Source organism: Amycolatopsis sp. NPDC051106 (assembly GCF_040682775.1).
GTDB lineage: Bacteria > Actinomycetota > Actinomycetes > Mycobacteriales > Pseudonocardiaceae > Amycolatopsis.
Genome location: NZ_JBFBBQ010000022.1, coordinates 79,747 through 98,148, shown reverse-complemented (window position 1 = coordinate 98,148; position 18,402 = coordinate 79,747). Strand labels below are relative to the sequence as shown.

Here is an 18,402-nt window from a genome sequence, read left to right as displayed (position 1 = left end):
CCTGACACGGCGCTGACACGGCCCGGACATCCCAGGCGCCATGGCATCATCGGCCGGGTGCAGATCGGGATACTGGGGTCATTCGAAGTTCGCGCGGACGACGGCGTGGTGGCCGACGTGCCGGGCGCCCGGCTGCGCGGACTGCTCATCGCTCTCGCGCTCGAGCCGGGTCGCGTGGTGCCGAAGGCGACGCTCGTCGACTGGATCTGGGGTGAGAACCCGCCGGCGGACGCGGCGAACGCGTTGCAGCGCTTGGTTTCCCGCCTCCGGAAGGTGCTTCCGGACGGCGAGGTCGAGGGCCGGCCCGCCGGTTACCGGCTGACCGTGGACCCCGACGCCGTCGACGCCGTGCGGTTCGAACGCCTCGTCGCCCAGGCCGGCGACGATGTCCGGCAGCTGCGCGAGGCGCTGGCGTTGTGGCGGGGCCCGGCCATGCAGGACGTCGGCCTGACCGAGAGCGCCGCGTTCGACGCCGCGGTCACCCGGCTCGAAGGACTCCGGCTGGCCGCCCTCGAGGACCGTTTCGACGCGGAGACCGACTTCGGCCAGGGTGCCGTCACCGAGCTCACCGACCTGGTGGCCGCGCACCCCGCCCGGGAGCGGCTCGTCGGCGCGTTGATGCGCGGCCTGGTCGCGACCGGCCGGGACACCGAGGCCCTGCGCGTCTACGAGCGCACACGCGAGACGCTGGCCGACGAACTGGGCGTCGACCCGTCGCCGGAGCTGGCCGCACTGCACGTCGCGCTGTTGCGCGGCGAGCTGACCCGGCGCGAAGAGCCTCGCAAGACGAACCTGCGCGCCGAGCTGACCAGTTACGTCGGCAAGGACGACGACGTCGCCGCCGTCCGCGGGCTCGTCACCGAACACCGGCTCACCACGCTGGTCGGACCAGGCGGCTCGGGCAAGACCCGCCTGGCCACCGAGACGGCGCGCACACTGCTCGGCGACGTCCCGGACGGCGCCTGGCTGGTGGAGCTCGCGCCGACCGAAGGCGACGTGGCCCAGGCGACGCTCGCCGCGCTCAAGCTGCGCGACGCCCTGCTCGGGGACGCGTCGGAGGCTGAACCCACCGACCGGGTCATCGCCGCGCTGCAGGACCGCGACATGGTGCTGGTCCTGGACAACTGCGAGCACGTCATCGAGTCCGCGGCCGCCTTCGCCCACCGGATGCTCGGCGAGTGCCGCCGGCTGCGCATCCTCGCGACCAGCCGCGAACCCCTCGGCATCACCGGTGAGGCGCTGTGGCCGGTCGCCCCGCTCGCCCTGCCGGCCGAGGACGCCGACCCCGCGAAGATCGAGGAAGCTCCGGCCGTCCGGCTGCTGCGGGACCGAGCCGGCGCTGTGCGCAACGACTTCGTGGCCGACGCCCCGACGCTCGCCCGCGTCTGCCGGGCGCTGGACGGGATGCCACTGGCCATCGAGCTCGCCGCGGCCCGGCTGCGCACGATGTCCCTCGAGCAGCTCGCCAACCGCCTCGACGACCGGTTCCGCCTGCTGACCGGCGGCAGCCGCACCGCGCTGCCGCGGCACCGGACGCTGCGCGCGGTGATCGACTGGAGCTGGGAACTGCTCTCCGACGACGAACGCGCCGTCCTCTGTCGGCTCTCGGTGTTCGCCGGTGGCGCGAGCCTGGAGGCGGCCGAGCGGGTCTGCGCGAGCGACGCGGCCGAGGAGCTGCTGACCGCGCTGGCCGAGAAGTCGCTGGTGGTCACCAAAGGCGACCAGGCGCCGCGCTACCGGATGCTCGGCACGATCAAGGAGTACGCCCAGCAGCGGCTCGCCGAAGCCGGCGACACGGATTCGGTGCGTCGGGCGCACCTCGCGTACTTCACCGAGTTCGCCGAAACCGCGGAACCACACCTTCGCCGGGCCGACCAGCTGAAGTGGCTCGCCCTCCTCGACGCCGAACACGACAACATCGCCGCCGCGATGCGCGGGGCCCTCGCGGCCGGCGAAGCACCCGAGGCGATGCGGCTCGCGGCGGCCGCGGGCTGGTACTGGTGGCTCGCCGGGCACAAGACCGAAGGCAGCGAACTGCTCGTGGCGGCCACCGCCGTTCCCGGCGAGGTGTCCGAAGAAATCCGCGCCACGGTGTACGCGTTCGTCACGGGGTTCCTGACCGCCGGCCGCGAAAGCGACCAGAACCAGGCGATCGAGTGGATCCACCAGGTGCACGAGATCGCGTCGCGCCTCCCGCACCCGCACCCGGCGGTGTCGCTGGTCGCCGCGCTGGAGCGCATGGTGCAGTCGCCGGACGCGTTCGCGTCCGCGTGGGAACCGCTGATCACCGACGAAGACCCGTGGGTGCGCGCCCTGGCCCGGTTGCAGCTCGGCAAGATGCGGATCCAGCTCGGCCGGGAGGGGCAGGACGCGGACGCGTACTTCGAAGCGGCCCTCGCCGAATTCCGCGCACTCGGCGAGCGGTGGGGCACTTCGTTCGCCCAGACCGAGCTGGCCGACCTCATGGCCATGCGCGGCGACTTCGCCGGGGCGTGCGAGCACTACGAAGCCGCGATCTCGATCGTCACCGAGGTCGGTGCCATCGAGGACGTCGTGCGGATGCGGGCACGGCAGGCCCAGCTGTACTGGCTGTCCGGGGCCGAGGAGTCGAGCGCCGCCTCGATCGCGGAAGCCCAGCGGTACGCGGAACGGGTCGCCTGGCCGGAGGCGCTGACCGAGCTGGCCCTCTCGAAGGCGGACCTCGCCCGCTGGAGCGGCGACACCGCGCAGGCCCGTCGCCAGCTCGGCGTCGCGACGGCGATGCTCGGCTCCGCGGCCGAGCGAGCCCAGGTCCGCGCCGTGGTCCAGGACCTCCTCGGGTATCTCACCGAGGATCCCGCCGAAGCCCGCGAGCACCGGGCCGAGGCATTGGCGGCGGCGGCCGAGGTGGGCCACCCGCCCCTGACCGCGCAGGTTCTCGTCGGGATCGCGGATCTGGCGCTGCGGCGCGAAGAGTACGAGCAGGCCGCGCGGCTGCTGGCGGCGAGCGCCGGCGTGCGCGGCCTGCCGGACCGCTCCCGGCCGGACCTGGCCCGGATCGAGAAGGTCACGCGAAGCCGCCTCGGTGACGAGGGGTTCACCGAGGCGGCTGAGCAGGGAGCGCGGGCGGACTGGCGGGAACTCGCCGAGGTCACGCTCGCTTCTTGAACGTCGATCGCGCCCAGAAGTAGCCGGCGAGGGCGATGCCGAGGCACCAGGCGACGGCCGTGATCGCGTAACCGGCGGACGGGGTGCCGTTGAGCAGCCCGCGCACGGTCTCGATGATCGGCGTGAAGGGCTGGTACTCGGCGAACTCCCGCAGGCCCGGGCCCATCTTGTCCGCCGGGGCGATCGCGCTGCTGAAGAACGGCAGCATGACCAGCGGCACGGACGCCAGGCCGGCCGTCTCCGGGGACTTGGCGAACAGTCCCAACGCGACAGTGAGCCAGCCCGCCGCGAAGGCCAGGAGCACGACCATGCCGAGCACGCCGAGCCAGTCGAGGAAACTCGCGTTCGGCCGGAATCCCAGCGCGAAGGCCACTCCGACGAGGGCGGCGATGGCGACCAGGTTCGTCAGGACGCTCGCGACGACGTGCCCGGTCAGCACCGCGCCGCGGGAGACGTCCATGACCTTGAACCGGTTGATGATGCCCTTGGTCATGTCCGAGTTCACCGACGTCGCGGTGGCCCCCAGGCCGTAGCAGATGGCGAGCAGCATCAGGCCGGGCGTCGCGTAGTCGACGTAGTTCACTCCGACGTCGAAGGCGTCTCCCAGCATGTAGACGAACATCAGCATGATCACGATCGGCATCAGGACGGCGTTGAACACCGAGGTCGGGTTCCGGGCGATGTGCTTGAAGTTGCGGCGCAACATGACAGTCTGGGCGCTCATTTCGCTGCTACCTCCGTGGTGTTGTGGCCCGTCAGGGCGAGGAAGACGTCGTCGAGGTCGGGGGTGTGGACGGAAAACTCTTCGGCGCTGATGGCGTACTCGTCGAGCCGGTCGAGCAGGTTCCGCAGCGACTTCGTGCCGCCGTCGCCGGGGACCCGCAGGGTCAGCGCCTCGTCGTCGCGCGTGGAGCCGGAGATGACACGCGCGGCCGCGTCGAGTTCGGCGACGCTGGTGAACCGGAGCCGGACGTGCGTACCGGGGATCTGGCGCTTCAGTTCGCCGGGCGTGCCCTGGGCGACGATGCGCCCGCGGTCGAGCACGGCGATCTTGTCGGCGAGCTGGTCGGCTTCGTCGAGGTACTGGGTGGTGAGGAAGATGGTGACGCCGTCGGCCACGAGGTCCTTGACGATGGACCACATGGTGCGCCGGCTGCGCGGGTCCAGGCCGGTGGTCGGTTCGTCGAGGAAGATGATCCGCGGGTCACCGACGAGCGTCATGGCGAGGTCGAGCTTCCGCCGCATGCCCCCGGAGTAGGTCGAGGTGGGCTTCCCCGCCGACTCGGTCAGTTCGAACCGCTCGAGGAGGTCCTCGACGACCCGCTTGCCGTTCTTGACGGGGCTGAGATCGACCATGAGCTGCAGGTTTTCCTGCCCGGTGAGCAGCTCGTCGACGGCGGCGAACTGCCCGGTGACCCCGATGGCCTTCCGGACGGCCTTGGCATCGGAATCGATGTCATGCCCGGCGACGCGCACGCTCCCGCCGTCGGCTCGGCTCAGCGTGGTGAGGATGTTGACGGTGGTGGTCTTCCCGGCCCCGTTCGGCCCGAGAAGGGAGAAAACGCTCCCCGAGGCGACATCGAGATCGATCCCATCGAGCACGACTTTGTCTTGGTAGGCCTTCCGGAGGTCCGTCGCGGTGATCGCTGAAGTGGTCATGGGAGGACTCTGAACGCCCGCCCTGACACGGACCTGACCCCGAACTGACACCGTGACTGTCACGACCGCGGATTGGTAGCTTCCTCGCATGACCGACTCCGATCCTCAGGCCGATCTGCGGCGGTACCTGCAGGCGGCGCGTGACGCGCTGCTGTGGAAGCTCGACGGCCTTTCCGAGTACGACATGCGCCGGCCGGTGACGCCCACCGGGACCAACCTGCTCGGCCTCGTCAAGCACATGGCCGGTGTCGAGCTCGGTTACTTCGGCGACACGTTCGGCCGGAAGTTCCCGGAGTCGCTCCCGTGGTACGACAACACGGACGCCGACCCCGGCGCCGACTTCTGGGCGTCCGAGGACGAGTCGCACGACGACATCGTCGGGCTCTACCGGCGCGTCTGGGCGTTCGCGGACGAGGCCATCGAGTCGACCCCGCTGGACGCGACCGGCGAGGTCCCGTGGTGGCCGCCGGAGCGCCGCAAGACGACGCTGCACCGGGTGCTGGTGCACGTGATCGCCGAGATCCACCGGCACGCGGGCCACGCGGACATCGTCCGCGAACTCATCGACGGCGCCATCGGCATGCGGGCCGACGCGACGAACCTGCCCGATCTGGACGCGGACAAGTGGGCGGAGTACCGCGAGAAGCTGGAGCGGGTCGCCCGCGCGGCCGGCTCGGCGCAGTCGTAGCGAGGGCAACGAAAAGGGCCGCCCACTCAACTGTGGACGGCCCTTGACCTGCTGTGGGCCTGACGGAGGCCCTTTCAAGGCCTCCCCGGCCGGTCCGGCACATGCTCGGGCTCGTCCAGATGTGGTCAAATCTGCCGCCTTGTGACACACATCACAAATCTACCCATCGGACTGCCCGCCAGCTGCGCCCAGCCGAAGTCGATGAACTCGTAGCCGCCTACCAGGCCGGAAGCCGCGTCCGCGAGCTGGCGACCCTCTTCGGTATCAGCCGCAACACGGCCGGCGGGCATCTCCGCTCCCGAGGCATCGACACCAAGCCACCTGGACTCCATCCTGAGGATGTACCCGAAGCTGCCCGGCTCTACCGATCCGGCTGGCCGCTCGCCCGGATCGCTGAGAAGTTCGACACCACCGCCGACACGGTGCGACGAAGACTCCTAGAGGTCGGCGTGCGAATGCGGGACACCCAGGGGCGGGAGCGGTAGCCCCTACTGGTCGTCCGGGTCTTCGACCGCCGTCAGCACGAAAGACTCATAGCGCCATTGTTGGGCCGTGGCGTGTGCGCGCAGGACCACCTCAACGATCTCTGGCACGGGAGCATCCTCCTCGGCCCGGCACCGGTCGATCTTGCGCTTCAGCGCTGGCCATAGCTGCTCAGCCAACGCGACCTTACTGGGCTCGTAGCTCCACTGGCTCCACACGTGCTTGATGTCCACCCGGTTATGTCCCTTTCGCGAACGCTCGCGCAGGTTCGCGAGGTCCCGAATCAACTCATCTCGGGTTAAGCCGTTCACCGTCTCATGCACGGCCATCAAGGCGTCGGCCAGCTCGCCATCGTCGAAGTGAGCGAACTCGTAGCAGGACGCCGACCACGTCTGCACATGGACGAGCAGGCCGAGTTCTTCCTCGGTGGTCTTGGCGCCCTGCGCGCGAAGCACACTCCTGATCTCGTCCAGGATGTCTTCGCGCGTCTTCGCCGCCCTGTCTGGAGACCACTTGCCTTCGGGATCAACGGCGACCATCAGGCAGGTAGGCGGCTTAAGCAGGTCCCAACTGCCCTGAACCCGTCGGCCGCCGATTAAGGGCGCAGCGGCCAGCGCAGCCACCTTCTGCAAGTCTTTGTCCACGCCATCGAGACGCAGTACTCGCATGAGCTCAGGTGCCTCGCGGAAGCCTAGCTCCGCCCAGAGTTTCGGCACGTGCACCGCCTCGCTTTCACCCTCCACGGCTAGTACAACGCGAGGATGAGGGGATATGCCGAGCCTCATCAGGTCTTGATCCAATGTGCCTTCGCGGTAGCTCAAGCGGTCGTGCATGGGATGCACTGTCATCAACGGCGGCTTCGGAAGTGGATCAGCCGCACCGCGGCGGGCCAAGTCCTCATAGAAGAGAAGCAGGATCTCAGCCGTCTGCCGCATGTCCATTGCGGCCAGGGCTGGCCCTTTGAGGTCATCCCATGCCTTCTTCGGCGCTCGCCGCGCCAGCTTGCCCCATGACCGTCCAAGTGGGTCAATTCTCTGTGCCAGCTCAAGGAGGTCTTCGGCGTCGTCCCTCGCCTGAGCTGCGGAGTAGCCAAGAGCACGGCTCGCTGCGATTGGATCGAAGCCGTCTCTATAGACCTTCCACTCTTCGACACCCGCACTCGACAAGCGAACCCACTCCGGATCGAGTGCCGGGTTGTACCTCGCCTCAAGAGCGGTAGCCGCGATGGCAAGCCTCCTGCACTCGGCCGCCCGCTCGATCAAGTGCTCATGAGGCACTGGCAGCGTTACGCGCAGTTCTCGACCTCGCCACTTGTTCCGACGCCCTTCCAGTATCCACGGCATGACCGACAAGACGTGCAGCTGATGCCATGAGTAGATGAAGCCGTTCCACCAGCGCCGGTTGAAGCGTGCCTGCCGAGCAAATGGTAGGTGCGGTCGGAAGGTCGTCGTAGCCAGGTCACGCAACCTGCCTGCCTCGCGAGCGAGACGCAGTTCCGTAAGCAAGGTCCCCGCGCGACCCGGCTCATCATCGACGGAGACCGCCAGCGACGGGTCCGGCTCGTTTTGCGCCCACACGAACGGGATAAGCAACCGATGCCGGTAGAGTTCGCGCATAACCTGAGTGTTGAGATCGAACCCGCGTCGCTTCGCCTCTGAGATGAACCCATCTGAGCTCAAGGGCGATCGCTGAGTGAAGACCCAGGGCATCGATGCAACGATCAGCGACGAAGGTGAATCACCTGAGCTCGTGGCACCAGCAGAAGAGATCTGCGTCATCGATCGATCCTACCTTATCCTGGCCATTCAGCTTGCTCACTGCTTAGACGTCTTCCACCCCAAGGATCCCGGGGTCACGGGATCGTAAGAAATATGGGTCGACACGTTACGCGAGATGTCGAGCTGGTATGCACTCTGCTATTATTCACAGTAACGAAAGGCCAGGATGATGACAGACGCCCACGCCCCTCTCAACGCAGGGGAATACAATCCTCCAACGAGTGAAATTATTGCCCGAGAGCAGAATACGATTGAAGCTGCTCGCCTCCTCCTCGCCCAACGGCGTCTGTACTCCAAATCAAAGCGTTGGCTGGCACTCCGTACAATCGGCGTCCTTCTGATCGCGATTGTCACACCGAGCGCCTGCCTAGTTTGGCCAAAGTCCGCCATAGTCTGGGGTGCCATAGCCACGTTATGGACTTTTGCCGGCCGAACTGCGCTTATTCAACTGGAGAAGAGGACTTCGGCCAAGGCTGCAGCTGTGCAAGAAATATTTGACACGCTGATTTTTGGGATGCCGTCCCAGGGTAAGCGCACACCAAGCCCGTCGCTGGAAGAAATTTCCGCAATCGCCGGTGCGGACGAGAGCATCTTGCCTCAAGCAAAGGAGGCCAAACTTCTCGACTGGTACGACATCGACAAGGCACAGGATCCCTTAGTCACGGTCGCGATATGTCAGCGAGCAAACGCCTCTTACTCTGACCGACTTCTGCGCACCTATGCCAATACCTGGCTGGGTATCGTAATTGCCTGGACAGCCCTCTTGGTTACATTCGGAGTCGTGCAGAAGCTCAACTTTACCACCTTCTTGCTTGGCGTTCTCCTACCACTGCTTCCGGCCTTCTTGAACGCTTTTGAGTACTGGTTCGGCATCCGCCGCGCAGCGGCGGACCGCAGCGACCTCACGGCCACAATCGAGGCGAAACTAGAAGACAACGCCAAAGAACTTGAGAGCGAAGACCTGCTTGTTTGGCAGAGTCGCCTATATACTCTACGCCGGGACGTTCCCCAGGTTCCCAACTTCATCTACAAGCTCAAGCGTAAGAAGAACGAGGCAACGATGAAGAGCGTCGCACGCCTGCTTTCTTCACGTGTCAAGCGATCAAGTGACTCTGAAAACGGTGAAAGCTAGAACACATTTTTTTACCGAGCCTAGTAGTAAGCCGGAAATTCCCCATTGAATAGTAATTCCCACCACTCGAACGCCTTACGCTCATTGCCGCTCTTGTGTTCGTCGAGCGCCTTGGTTGCCCGAGTTACAGCGGTGTCAAGCTTCGATAATGCGTCCGCACGCTTTACGTCACTTGAACATGCATGGATTCGACCCGTGTACCCAGTCGGATCATTCATCGACGCGAGCTCATGCCCCTGCAATCGATCAAGGAATCTCTTGAGGTCCTGAGCATAGTCAATAAAGGTCTCGTCGTCCATATATTGAGCCGCTCGCATCTCAAGGTAGAAAGACGAGATCGGCACGTTACGATAGTACTTCCACGCCTTAGCTAGACGGGCCAGCTCCTTTGCGCCGCCCTGCGGGTTGGAGTTGCAGCTGTTAACGTAACTGAGGTGGGCCTCTGGCGTGGACTCCATCCACTCGTCCACGACGCCGGGGATATTGAACTTCATGACCTCTTTGTCAGTCACGCGCTCCTTCGCGTAGGCAGGGATAACCTCGACGCGCTCATATCCCTGACCGAACTCAAGCACGACAGCGGGCCGCGAGACATGGATATGCGTATACGGAAATCTCTCCTGCAACGCACTCCGCACAGCCGAGAGCGTACTGTCCGACAAGCTCGGTCGGTTCGACTTAAGCGACACGAAGAAGTCAACATCACTGTGACCACTTACTCCGGTGCCATGCTTGAACGAGCCACTCTCAAACATACGATAGACGCCGAACTTCGCGTCGAGTTTTGACATAATGCTTTCACGATGCGAGGAGGCCTTCGAACGCTCGCTGCCGCTCGGCGTGAGTCCGTTTAGAAAGATGTTGAAAGCCGCTGCCGCCGTCTTTGCCATGCTGCCTGCCATTTACGATTGTATGTCGCGAACACGACGGAGACATGATCATGGTAACAATTCAACCCCAGTCATGATTTCTTGCTAAATTAATCAAGAAACAACATATATTCTTGCCCATTAGCGAACTGAAGGCAAGTACTCAAATGGGTGGCGCATTTCCTGCGGGCGGTAGTTGAACGATCGCAAAGAGTCAACGTGTAAGCTGAAGCCTGCTTATTGGGTATCGCTCGGAATGAACTACCCACACGAGCCAGCTCTCCGATCGGACGCCCCACCGTAAGCTTGGGATATGACCGCACGTAGCACCGACACCACGTTCCGCACGCTAGACGGCCTCAGCCTGGTCGGCACGCTGGTCGAGCCGGACGGCCAACTGCACCACGCCGCCGTACTCGTGCACGGCGGCGGCGTCACGCGCCATGAGGCTGGATTCTTCACCCGACTGGCCGCCGGCCTGGCCGAGGGCGGTGTAGCCTCGCTCCGCTTCGATCTCCCTGGTCACGGCGAGAGCGAAGGCCGTCAGGAGGAGCTGTCGCTCGCCGGGGTCCTCAACGCCATTCGCGCAGCTCGCGCCCACCTCTGCCGGGAGACCAGCCTGGCGTCGGCGTCGCTGGTGGCGGCCAGCTTCTCCGGTGGCCTGGCTGCCTACTACGCCGCTCGCCGTCCGGCCGACGTCGAACGACTGGTTCTGTTCAACCCGCTGCTCGACTACAAGCAGCGGTTCGTGGATCAGAAGGACTTCCGGCAGGACGACTACCTGACCGACGAGGCGGCGCGTGACCTGAGCGAACAGGGCTTCTTGCCGCACTCCCCGAGCTTCAAACTGAGCCGGGCCCTGCTCAATGAGGTGTTCTGGCTGGATGCTCGCGGGGCGCTGGCTGACATCCAAGCGCCCACGCTCATCGTGCATGGCACCAAGGACACCTTCATCCCGGTGGAGTCGTCGCGGGATGCAGATCGCCGGCTGACGGCCCCACACCGGCTGCTTGAGCTCGAGGGTGCGCAACACGGACTGGCCGTCCACGATGACCCGACGTACGCCGCCCCTCAGAGCCAGGCCTGGCAGGCGCAGGTTATCGGTGAGGTACAGGGCTGGTTAAGGTAACTACGCTCAAACGACCACTTGCGCCACGCTCAACCAGAGTAACAACGCTAAGCGGCGCCGGAAGGCAGCGCTCCAGCATAGTAGAGATCCAGCATTGGATAATTTGTTTCTATCTGCCCTAAAATAATCTCAACACTCGCATGAGGCATCGGCGACTCCTCTAATACTTCGGCGAGCATCTGCCTCATAGTCAGGGTGTCGGCTGCGCCGAGATTCCACTGACGCTCAAGGAGCCGCCAAAACCGCAGAATAGATCCCTCTCGAGTGGCACATACAGCCATTAGCATGCTCTCCGAGAACCTATGCACCTTGGAGTTGTAGAATGCGAATGATCCATTCTCAGCAAAATTCAAGGGCGGGAACGTATCGACGAGGTATGCCAATCCAGTTCTCGGATGGACGATAATGTTGCTTGGTTTAAGGTCGATTCCGTAGGGCATCATGGACAGCGTCGTCACATTATCGACAGCAGTTAATGGCAACTGACTGGCGACCAAGGAAACAGCATTAACAACCTGCAGTAGCGCCTTGCGAATCCTGGAATCTCGGAAACCGAGTGTCGCGATATCTCCACCGGGAATATACTGCTCAATAGCCCATACTTCAACAGCGTTGCCACTTCCGACAACTGTTGTCTCGGCTACCGCAGGAATATTCCAGTCACTAAAAGCGAGTTCATCTCGGTAGGCACTCAAGTTAGCCACTGCGGCGTTGGCCTCGTGAAGAGTCAAACCCCGGCCGAGTGCAGCTCGCTTAAGGACTCGCGCACCATCCCTACGCCCGCGAACCGATACGACAGACTGACTACCCTGTCGACCAGCAGGAAGTTCAGCAAAGCCTTTCGACCACTGGAAGTCAGAATCTTCAGGAGGCACGCTTACGCCCTTCATACATAAATCCAAATAACTTAAGTAACCATATCTTACCATCCTTCAATTAGCCCTGTGATCCGGGTCACTTGACTTCTGATACGTTCACTTCGCCGATATGCCGCAAAGCGAAATTTCGAATGTCGGACATTACGTGCGACGCCAGTTTTAAAAATCGTTCATTGTCGATATTCTTTGTAGCGGCCAGCACGATCAGCTCTTCTTCGACCTGCAAGACCAGAACGTTTGGCCAGCCGGCCTGAACGAGGCCAGCACGCACCAATGCCAGGCGTCCCCTTTGCGTTGTGTGCCCTTGATACATAACGATCCAATCCGAGCGCTCTGCGCACAGCTGAACCAATGAAGGCTGCTCCGCCGCGCCAAATAATAGATCCAAAAGCTCGGCGTGAGGTGGGTCGAGCCCGATTACGTCAAACTTCTGCTCTATGAGGGGACTGGAATGCTTCAGCACGGCTCGGGCATCAGTCTGCAGCCATAGCCCGTCGCCACCGTCGGGAGCAACTTGAACGGCTCCTGCTGCGACATACAGATCAACAGATATCACTGAGTGACTGTGCATTGAAAGTAATCTATTTGCCACGCCGCTGCCCGAGAAGAGATCGAGGACCATCGCCCCGGGAGTCCCATCTTTGATTGCTGCCGCTGCCGCGTGCAGCGTCATCGCATGTGCAACAGAGGGACCGATGGTTTCTGATTCATTGAAGCAGACAAGTGAATTCATCCGGCAGTATTCGAGGAACTTTCCAATTACAGAGTCGCCGGAAACGTAGCCATCGTCAGCAAGAAGGGTCCCCATGCGTGGAGCGGAAAGTGCTGCTCGAACGGCAGCCATGTACTGGCCGCTGTCACCACCAAGAGCCGGGGGGCGTATATCAACTCGAAGTCGGTGCGGAATACTCTGATTTCCCAACCATAGCAGCCGCCTCTTCCCGAGCCCAGTTACAGCACCTTCAAGGAGCATCTCAGCTTTCTGAAGGTTATATCCTCCATCTCGAAATAAGAACGCGGTAGCCTCAGCGCTATGCACTTGCACTGGTACCGTCAGCGTTTTACGCTTCTCGTTCGTGCGGCTACTAGTGTGTATGAGCTCATAAAGGTCCGCAGCAACGACTTCGATCTTCGGCTGTCTGCTATCAGTGTACGAACCACGCAGGTCAACGGCCGAAAAAACACCATTCGCCAGTTCGGCTAGGTCTCGTGCGAGTGCCGCAGTGAGGTATCGACCCCCAGTTTGCGCGCCCGCTAGCGTTCTTGCCAGAACTTTTAGCTTACGGCCCCAAGTTCTCCTGAACGCGGCACTGTTGCTGATTTTGAAGTACACCGCATCCTGAGTGCCATAATGGTTGCCCGCTATGACAGGCGGCACCTCGGATGAGTATCGATTTTCAATGAGCCAACGCAAGGAAGGTAGAGCAGCCTCAAGGTCACGCCTGTAGAATAAGACACGATCGTCACCTAGCCAAACCAAGAAAACCGCCGAGGCTGGCGGGTTCTCAGCGTCACAGATCCCTTCAAGAATTTCCACTTCCTGGGTTGCGCGGCTACTTAGAATCTTGATCTCAAGCGTTACGTCTTCGTTGTCATAGTTCTCAAGAAACTCAATCCCATCGGAAACATTGGCCAAAGTCGATTCGCTCGTCGCGGCGTCTACAACCTCCTCTAGGGGCTGACTTTCGAGAAGAAGCCGCCAGTGGGCGTCCGGATCGGCGTCGATCCATTTTCTTAGTGATCTTGTATCGTCAAGGTCCGTGCTGGAATGATTGGCAGGTATGGCCCTAGCCGAAACGAGAGAATAGCGCAGGAGTAGCTTCTCGTGGGCCTGAAGGTCCATACCGAGCGACCCGTAGATAATATCGTCGGGAGGTATCAGGATTTTGATCTCAGGAAGAGTCTCATTATTAAGATGTTCATGATATCCATCTGGCCAACGATGCGACCATATCTCAACTTCAGCGTACGTATCCAGCAAGAGCCGTAACTTTCTAACACATAGCGCGGGATCCAAATCATAGAAAGTTATGCCGAAGATTATTATCTTTGTGACGTCAGCCCCCGGCCTTTGTAGGATTGTCGCGACATGCTCATGCCAGAAAGACGTAGCACTCCGCCCAGCCCCCAATGACTCAATTGTTACAGGCTGCTTCGATCGACGCAGCAAGCGCGCCAACACGGTCGCCCCTAGCCCGCCTGGCAGGCGGCCATCGTGAACGATTAAGGTCTCCGAGGTTGTCATGTCACCTCACGAAATCCGTGGACTGAGAGAGTCTGGACACTCTAGCCACAAATATCTCTCAGCTAGGCCACTTGCAAGTGAATTGACCTTAAATTGTCACAAATCTGTACGCTCAGTCACCGATCAGGATGCAGTGAAAATTTATACTTGGATCGACCGAGAAGACGTTCAAAGATTTCGCTACTCACCGAGTCTCAGACCGCCATCGCCTCGCGCAGCTCTCGAACCGCAGGGCGGTTCTGCCACGGCTCCAGCACCCGAACGACGCGTACCAACTCCTGTCGCGTCCGCCGGGAGCTGGTGCTGTCGGCACGGGCGGCCGACTCGACCCCGGTCCGGGCGGCCTCGTCGGGCTCGCCCGCTAATGCCAGCGAACCAGCCCACAGCGACAAAAAGAAGCCGTAGTCACGGGGCGAAAACCGGTCTTCCATCAGCGACTCGTCGTACAACTCCACCGCCCGCCGCGGTGCCCCGGCCTCGGTGTAGCAGATCGCCGTCTGCATGGTCAGCAACGTGTCGTTGTAGTGCGCTCCCAGCGTGGACGCTCCGTCGTCGCGGGTGCCCAAGAGCTGACGCGCCCGGTCGAGCTTCGGCGCCACAGCATCGGCGGTCGCGCCGAGCATGACTTCCGCCCGCGCCTCCTGCTGCACTGATTCAGCCTGCACGCGGGTCGGCAAGGACCACGGGCCACGCCGGACGGCCTGCGCCAGCGTCAGCATCCGCAGCGGTTCGCGCTCATCGAAAGCCAGCTGGGCCTTCTTGAGCAGCACGTAGCCCTGCATGGCTGGGTCGCCCGCTTCCTGCGCCCACTCAATCGCCCGGTCGTACCAGAACAACGTCCGTCCGAAGTCGCGCACGTCGCGGTAGAGCCAGCCCGCGAACTCGGCACCCTCGGCCCCCAACTTGAGCAGGTCGGGGCGGATGTTCGGCTTGACGTCGCGGGCGCACTCTTCAATCGCGCCCACCACCCCGAGCACAAGCGGCAAGGTCTTCGCCGGTCCGAGCGTGCCGTCATCGGTCTTGCAGGCGGCCAGCTGGCGGCTGAAGTAGTCGAGTACCGGGCCATCGAAGTAGCGGCGGGCGTCGGCCATGGCTTCGGCGACGCGTTGCAGTTCGTCAAGGCCAAGGGCCGGGAGGGCGGAGGCGGCGAGTCCTGCCGTAAGCAGGGAGCGGCGACTAAGCGGACTCATGGTGTCCCATTCCGCGGCTTGGGCCGCTGGGAAACGGGTCTCGTCACCGGCGACGAGAGCGGACGGCAGAAGCGGCCCGAACTCGCTGGCGGCAGCGGTAGCCGCGTCCAGCGGCACCAGTACGGGCCTCCCGTTCACCATAACCGGCAGGAGCAGACCGCCGCGCGGCGTGGACGACGGTGGTGGGCTCGGCGCGGCGGGCTCGACGGCCGCCGCCGGCTCCGCGGGAACACCAGCGGTCCCCTCCGCCAGCAGCTCTTCCAGCTTCGCCAGCGAAATGCCCAGCAGCTTGGCCAGCTTCGGCCGCTTATACGGCACGGGCTCCGCCTCGCCGCGCTCCCACGTACCCACCGTCTTGGTGTCCATGTTCAGGGCGTGGGCTAACGACTCCTGGGTGTAGATGGCGGCCTTGCGCGCCCGTATCAGGCCCGTCTGACGCCCACCAATGATCGTCTCCCCTCGGTGACAGCGCGAGATCGCCACATTACCGCAGGTCAGACCGCCCACCACCCGATTGGCCCGACATTCGCCCGGTTTCGTCCCCCTGGTGGACCAGGGGCGGCCCCTCCATGGTCATTTCGGCACCCCGGTGACCGGTTGAACCGTCCACGGGTCATGTTCTCCATGCCCGTTCCGACGCGGGTCTTGGTCGCCGAGGTGCTCCCAGACCCACGAGGAAGCAGGGATGACATGGCGGCTCGCATAACCCACCACAACCGGAGGCGACCGCTGGCGCTCGTGCCTCGGTGCTGGCGGCGCGGCCAGCCGCTCACTCCCGTAGCTGAACTGCGGGTGCCGGAACCGGCCCAGCTGCTTATGGCTGAGATTGCCCAGTTCTACTCGGGCAATCTGGCTCAGGACGTCATGAAAGGGCTGTTGCGGAAGGCCCAAGAGGGCGGCACGCCTTTCCGTGCGCCTCTTGGTTACCTCAATCGCCGCGAGACGCGGGGCAGTGTGGAGTTCTCGTGGGTAGAGTCAGATTCCGAGCGCGCCGAGATCATTCGTTGGTGCCTTGAGGAGTACTCGACAGGCCAATGGAGCGCCATTGATCTGACGCTCGCCGCCCAGACGAAGGGCCTCACAAGCAGACCAACGCCGAGCCGTCCGGCCAAGCCCATCTCCCTTACGACGATGTACAAGATCTTGGCCAACCCGTACTACATGGGCGTGGTCAGCTACCAAGGTATTCACTATGAGGGTAAGCATGAGCCGCTCGTCGAGCCTGACATCTGGCTGGCGAACCAGGCTATCTTGGCCGCCCATAACCACACGGGTGACAAAGAGCGCGTACACAACCATTACCTGCGCTCCACTATCTACTGCTCCGACTGCGGGGGGCGTCTCATCTTCTCCCGCAACCGCGGCAAGAGCAGCGAGGCGTACGACTACTTCATGTGCGTCAAGAAGAAGACCAAGGCCAACAACTGCCTCCGCCGGGCTATCCGTGCCGAACGGGTCGAAGAGGCCGTAGCCCGCTTCTACGGCACGTTCCACGTTGCGCCGCAGCATACCGAGCTGATCCGCGCGACCGTTCACGAGGAGCTGGCAACACAGCAAGCCGAGGCGGCCCGCAGCCTAGAACAGGCCACTTCGCGCAAACGCCGAGTGCAGGACGAGCGCGAAAAGCTGCTCCAAGCCCACTACGCCGGGGCGATCCCGCAAGACTTGCTCGCCGCCGAGATGAAGCGCCTAACCCGCGCGCTGGCCGAGGCCGAGGTGCAGATCAAGGCGGCCAAAGTCTCCACCGCTGACGCGGAAGACACGCTCAGCCGAGCCCTGGTAGCCGCAAGCCACTGCGAGCGGGCCTACCTCACCGCGCCAGACCACGTGAAGCGGCAGATCAACCAAGGGTTTTTCGAGAAGCTGTACATCCGCGAAGACGGGACCGTCGAGCGCGCCGCCATGACCGAACCGTTCGCAGCGCTGCTGGACGCTGGTCGCGCCGTTCAGGTTCTCGCATCGGGTCCCGAGGCCACGCGAACGAGTCCGACTGACGTACTCCGGGCGACGTTCGGCGAAACGGTCGCCATGACAGACCGTGTGGATACAAACACGCCCGGCGCGCGTATCGCGGCCGGGCGGTGTCTGAATAAAGACCTTCTGGTGGAGCTGAGGGGAATCGAACCCCTGACCTTCTCGATGCGAACGAGACGCGCTACCAACTGCGCTACAGCCCCTTGGTTGTGCTCGTAGAGCTTAGCAGTGCCCTACGAGCACTTCGCGGAGGGGGTCACTCTCCGACGGCCCGGCGATAAGGCCCGGTCCCGGGCTCGTCGAGCTCCTCGAAAGCCGGGTCCTCGTCATCCAGATCCACGACCACCGCGCTGCGGCGAACCCGCGAAGTCGGCGACGGACGGCGCTCGACGACATCCCGGCGGACCGGTTCGACGACGTCCACATCCTCGACGTCCTCGACCGGCTCGTCCTCGGCCACGTCCGCCACCGGAGCCGAAGCCGAAGTCGAGGTCGAGGTCGAAGCCGAAGGACGCGGCGTCGAACGCCGGGGCGCACGACTGCTGTTGAAGCGGGCCAGCCGGCGCTGCCGGATCTCCTCTTCGATCCGCACCTGGCGGCGCAGGTACACGAGGTAGCCGACGAGCACGACGTCGACCGCCGCGTGGCCCCACCAGACCAGCGGCATGACGAAGCCGGCGACGGCGGCCGTGATCACCGCGATCGCGAGCAGGATGACGACGATGCGCTGCCGGAAGCTGTACTTCGCGCGCGCCGCCATCTCCGCGGCTTCGGGGTCGAAGCCGCCACGGCCGGGGCGGTAGCCGGCTCGCTCGCGTTCGGCCCGCTCGGCGCGGGACGGCTGCGGGAGCGGCTCGGGCTCCGGCTCCTCGTACTCGTCCTCGAGTTCGAGGTCCGCTTCCAGCTCCGCGAGGTCGTCCTCGACCGATGGCCGGGACTTCACGTTCTCCTCGGACATGGCGAATTCCTCCCGGTCTTCGTTGCGTCCACTGCGTACGACCCTGGCCGCCAGCGCGGAGTCGGCCGTATGGGCCACCTGCTGCCGCCGGCGCGCGACCATGGGCACGAGAACGACGAGCCATGCCGCGGCGAGCGCGACGATGATCACTGAGCTGGGCATCCCCCGTCACCTCCCCCGATCCGTCACCTGAAATCACGCTAGTCACAGGAGTAACAGATCGGACGGAGGCTCGCCGGGTTGGATCACGGAAATGCCTCACCGGATTAGGT

General features: G+C 63.6%; 12 protein-coding genes, 1 tRNA gene and 1 pseudogene. 5 read left to right on the top strand and 9 right to left on the bottom strand.

The features are described 5' to 3' along the window. Positions 1 to 57: 57 nt before the first annotated feature. Entirely contained in the window at positions 58 to 3,147 is a 3,090-nt protein-coding gene (locus AB0M83_RS19155; protein ID WP_364518716.1) for a BTAD domain-containing putative transcriptional regulator, read from the top strand. On the opposite strand, the gene AB0M83_RS19150 is transcribed toward AB0M83_RS19155, so the two are convergent. Next, positions 3,131 to 3,871, bottom strand: a complete 741-nt coding sequence (locus AB0M83_RS19150) for an ABC transporter permease (RefSeq protein ID WP_364518714.1) — start codon at positions 3,869 to 3,871, stop codon at positions 3,131 to 3,133. The two genes, AB0M83_RS19155 and AB0M83_RS19150, sit on opposite strands and share 17 nt — an antisense overlap. After that, positions 3,868 to 4,806, bottom strand: a complete 939-nt coding sequence (locus tag AB0M83_RS19145; protein ID WP_364518712.1) for an ATP-binding cassette domain-containing protein — start codon at positions 4,804 to 4,806, stop codon at positions 3,868 to 3,870. Before AB0M83_RS19145 ends, AB0M83_RS19150 begins: the two co-directional genes overlap by 4 nt. Before the next feature lie 88 nt (positions 4,807 to 4,894). On the opposite strand from AB0M83_RS19145, the gene AB0M83_RS19140 reads away from it, so the two are divergent. Continuing rightward, positions 4,895 to 5,494 carry a DinB family protein gene (locus AB0M83_RS19140; protein WP_364518710.1) on the top strand — a complete coding sequence of 200 codons (600 nt, stop codon included), beginning with the start codon at positions 4,895 to 4,897 and terminating at the stop codon, positions 5,492 to 5,494. A gap of 488 nt (positions 5,495 to 5,982) precedes the next feature. Here the strand turns inward: AB0M83_RS19140 and AB0M83_RS19135 are convergent, their stop codons facing one another. Beyond that, on the bottom strand, positions 5,983 to 7,755 hold the full coding sequence (locus AB0M83_RS19135) for a hypothetical protein (protein WP_364518708.1): 1,773 nt from the start codon (positions 7,753 to 7,755) through the stop codon (positions 5,983 to 5,985). A gap of 166 nt (positions 7,756 to 7,921) precedes the next feature. Here AB0M83_RS19135 and AB0M83_RS19130 point away from each other — a divergent pair, with 166 nt between their 5' ends. After that, positions 7,922 to 8,887 carry an S-4TM family putative pore-forming effector gene (locus AB0M83_RS19130; RefSeq protein WP_364518706.1) on the top strand — a complete coding sequence of 322 codons (966 nt, stop codon included), beginning with the start codon at positions 7,922 to 7,924 and terminating at the stop codon, positions 8,885 to 8,887. Between the two features lie 20 nt (positions 8,888 to 8,907). Here AB0M83_RS19130 and AB0M83_RS19125 read toward each other — a convergent pair whose 3' ends face one another. Beyond that, positions 8,908 to 9,789: a nucleotidyltransferase gene (locus AB0M83_RS19125; protein WP_364518704.1), complete on the bottom strand. Its 882-nt coding sequence runs from the start codon at positions 9,787 to 9,789 to the stop codon at positions 8,908 to 8,910. A 280-nt stretch (positions 9,790 to 10,069) separates the two neighbouring features. Here AB0M83_RS19125 and AB0M83_RS19120 point away from each other — a divergent pair, with 280 nt between their 5' ends. After that, on the top strand, positions 10,070 to 10,885 hold the full coding sequence (locus AB0M83_RS19120; protein ID WP_364518702.1) for an alpha/beta fold hydrolase: 816 nt from the start codon (positions 10,070 to 10,072) through the stop codon (positions 10,883 to 10,885). Between the two features lie 47 nt (positions 10,886 to 10,932). On the opposite strand, the gene AB0M83_RS19115 is transcribed toward AB0M83_RS19120, so the two are convergent. The 3 genes from AB0M83_RS19115 to AB0M83_RS19105 all read right to left on the bottom strand — a co-directional run bounded on the left by AB0M83_RS19115 (position 10,933) and on the right by AB0M83_RS19105 (position 15,705). Continuing rightward, positions 10,933 to 11,775 carry a hypothetical protein gene (locus tag AB0M83_RS19115; RefSeq protein ID WP_364518700.1) on the bottom strand — a complete coding sequence of 281 codons (843 nt, stop codon included), beginning with the start codon at positions 11,773 to 11,775 and terminating at the stop codon, positions 10,933 to 10,935. Between the two features lie 64 nt (positions 11,776 to 11,839). Then, the gene (locus AB0M83_RS19110; RefSeq protein WP_364518698.1) at positions 11,840 to 13,744 is read right to left on the bottom strand and encodes a hypothetical protein; all 1,905 of its coding nucleotides are present in this window, start codon (positions 13,742 to 13,744) and stop codon (positions 11,840 to 11,842) included. Positions 13,745 to 14,202: 458 nt separating this feature from the next. Beyond that, positions 14,203 to 15,705 carry a helix-turn-helix transcriptional regulator gene (locus AB0M83_RS19105; protein WP_364518696.1) on the bottom strand — a complete coding sequence of 501 codons (1,503 nt, stop codon included), beginning with the start codon at positions 15,703 to 15,705 and terminating at the stop codon, positions 14,203 to 14,205. A 108-nt stretch (positions 15,706 to 15,813) separates the two neighbouring features. Here AB0M83_RS19105 and AB0M83_RS19100 point away from each other — a divergent pair. Continuing rightward, positions 15,814 to 16,662: pseudogene (locus AB0M83_RS19100) on the top strand (recombinase family protein); the annotation flags it as partial. A gap of 637 nt (positions 16,663 to 17,299) precedes the next feature. Here AB0M83_RS19100 and AB0M83_RS19095 read toward each other — a convergent pair. Beyond that, positions 17,300 to 17,375: transfer RNA gene (locus tag AB0M83_RS19095), tRNA-Ala, on the bottom strand. A 53-nt stretch (positions 17,376 to 17,428) separates the two neighbouring features. Continuing rightward, positions 17,429 to 18,292, bottom strand: coding sequence for a gephyrin-like molybdotransferase receptor GlpR (gene glpR / locus AB0M83_RS19090; protein WP_364518694.1), 864 nt, complete (start codon positions 18,290 to 18,292; stop codon positions 17,429 to 17,431). Positions 18,293 to 18,402 lie beyond the last annotated feature (110 nt).